General features: G+C 38.2%; 1 protein-coding gene and 1 pseudogene. One reads left to right on the top strand and one right to left on the bottom strand.

The features are described 5' to 3' along the window. Positions 1–305: 305 nt before the first annotated feature. Positions 306–1,034, top strand: a complete 729-nt coding sequence (locus tag L9W92_RS18520; protein WP_240085216.1) for a hypothetical protein — start codon at positions 306–308, stop codon at positions 1,032–1,034. A gap of 173 nt (positions 1,035–1,207) precedes the next feature. Here L9W92_RS18520 and L9W92_RS18515 read toward each other — a convergent pair. Continuing rightward, positions 1,208–2,346, bottom strand: a pseudogene (locus L9W92_RS18515) (IS630 family transposase). Positions 2,347–2,545 lie beyond the last annotated feature (199 nt).

Raw genomic sequence — 2,545 nt, 5'->3', positions numbered from 1 at the left:
GCATTATGAGTATACCATGTGGTTATTTGGCTATCAATGTACAGTTTCTGCGGAGAGACTGTTCAATTAAAACGGTCTAAGTGTTCAACTTCGGCGGTTTAGGTGTTTTTTCTCAGCGTAATATGCAAGCAGTAAGAGTTGGATGGAGCAATTTGGTTCTTAAAACAATAACAAATACTTATAAAGGTAGTGCTTCATCAGTTGTATACAGACCATAAGAAACCATAAAACATAATTCATTCCAGGCAAAGTAACTACTGATGCCTGGAATGAATTAATAAAATAGTAACAAAATAAATATTAGAATGGGTGAAAAAATGTTTATCGAAATTGAATACAATAAGATTAAACAAAATACAGTGAATAATTTTGCTCAACATAATATAAAAACTTTCAGCAGTAAAAAAACTGGGAATATCGATATCAAATCTATTGAAAACATCATATATAACAATATAAATATTCAAATATCATTAGCTTACCAGTATTATTTTCAAAGAGAATTTGATTCACAAGTTGTAAGTTCAATTATACTTGATAAAAATATGTTAATTGAAGAGGCAATAAATAATTTAACAACTATTTTTACGCGTGTAGTTGTACCTTATGATAGAAATGGAACTCCCTACATAATTCAATTAAAGGGTATCAATGAGTTTGCAAAAGAACTATTTAAAAATATGATATTGTCTGGCAAGGTAAATCCTATACTATATTATTTCTCATTAGAAAAATCATACTTAAATGATTGCAATAAAACTGCGTTTTATGAGTATATAGATTCGAGCGAATTAATTAAAAGAAATGATTATAATTTTTTTAGAAATAATGAATATGTCAAATATATCCTATTAAATAAAAAAACTTTTACAAGTTCTTCATTAATTAATGTATCTGGATTTAGTATCGATGAATTAAATAAAAGCTTATATGTTAATTATTTATATTCTTTAGTAAATAATTTATACTTATTTATCATCAAGTACGAATTTAACGGTAGATTGTACTATTTGAAACAATTAAGATGGCATTAATAAAGTTAGTTTTTAGGAAAATAGGTGTATTACGACATACTTTTTATCTCAAAGCATCGACATTGAGCCCCGTATTAGGTAAGATGGTGGGAAAACAAGGAAGCAATAAATATATACCTGATGCTTGGTGGGAAGACAGTTGCCAAATAAAATAATAATTCTCTAGTACAGTGTCAACTCTTAAACTGTGGATAAAGCCGCTTTAGCTGATTCTTGCATCATTGGTCGTGAACTGCCAGTCAACACCTTTTTGGTTTCTGTTTCTTGCGGTTACCCATTCCGCCAGTTCAAGACGGAGGGAATCTATTGAAGAAATCCTGCGTTCCAGGCACTGTTTGGTCATTACGCTCAGTTCGATTTCGGCTATGTTGAGCCAACTGCCGTGCTCCGGTGTGTAGTGGATTTCCAAGCGTTTGGCCAGGCTCCTGGCTACATCCGGCGTAAATGCTTCGTAAAGCGATGCCATGGTATGAGTGTCAAGGTTATCCACCACTAATCGGATTTTATGCGCTTTTGGATAATAAACATCAAGCAGTTCCCAGACTTGATTTGCCCAGTCAACCCGAGTTCTTCTTTCACAGGCCGTCATGTGCCTTCATCCGGCCAGCGGTTCTGTGAAGACAAAGATGCTGCAGGTTCCGTTTCTGACATATTCTCCGTCCCTGCGTTCTGACTTCCCGGGCTTCATCGGTATCGGTTCCCTGGTTTCATCAAGAAGCTGGTACGGTTTTTCGTCCATGCAGATGACCGGATATAGTCTGCAATATTGCTTCTGGTACAAATCCAGAATGTCTTCCATGCAGGCGACAAAGGCGGCATTTTGTTCGGGAGGAGTACACCAGCATTTACGAAGATGGGGTTTTAGTTCGTTTTTTTAAAAGCCGCCCCACAGCCTCATGGGAGATGCTGTCAATGTACTGCAGCTCAACCGCCTTATCAGCCAACAACCTTAATGACCATCTGGATCGTCCAGGCGGCGGAGAGCTGCAACTAAGTGCAATTATCTTAGCCTCTACCTCGCCGGTAATCTTGGGCGCAACGGGCGGCGTCTTGCGCTTCTTTCTGCCAAGCGCAGCCTGTAGCCCTTTTTCAGAATACAGTTGCCGAACAGTTGAACCGTTTGCGAGTGAACATTAAAGAGCTGTGCGATTTCTGCTACGCTCTTTCTACCGCCCCCGCCGTTCTCATCAGCAGCCAGTAGCACATTGGCGTGCATGATGGATTTGGCTGAGGCGGAACCCTTTGAAACCATCTTGAGCAGGGTTTTCCGTTCACTCCCAGAAAGACGGACATGGTATTTCACTTTTGGCAAGGCATACCCCTCCCTCCCTGGAAAGAGTATACCATGAAAATGAATTATATTATAGCTTTAGTGTTGACAATATACTAGTAGTTTGTTAACACTGAATCTATAATAAAACTTATTTTTATGTTATACTCTTCCCAGGAGGGAGGGGTATGCCTTGCCAAAAGTAAGATACCATGTCCGGCTTTCTGATGAGGAACGGAAG

The sequence above is a fragment of the Pelotomaculum terephthalicicum JT genome (assembly GCF_022410535.1).
GTDB classification, from domain to species: domain Bacteria; phylum Bacillota; class Desulfotomaculia; order Desulfotomaculales; family Pelotomaculaceae; genus Pelotomaculum_D; species Pelotomaculum_D terephthalicicum.
The sequence above is the reverse complement of the archived record's forward strand: the minus strand, read 5'-3'. Positions and strand labels throughout refer to the sequence as shown.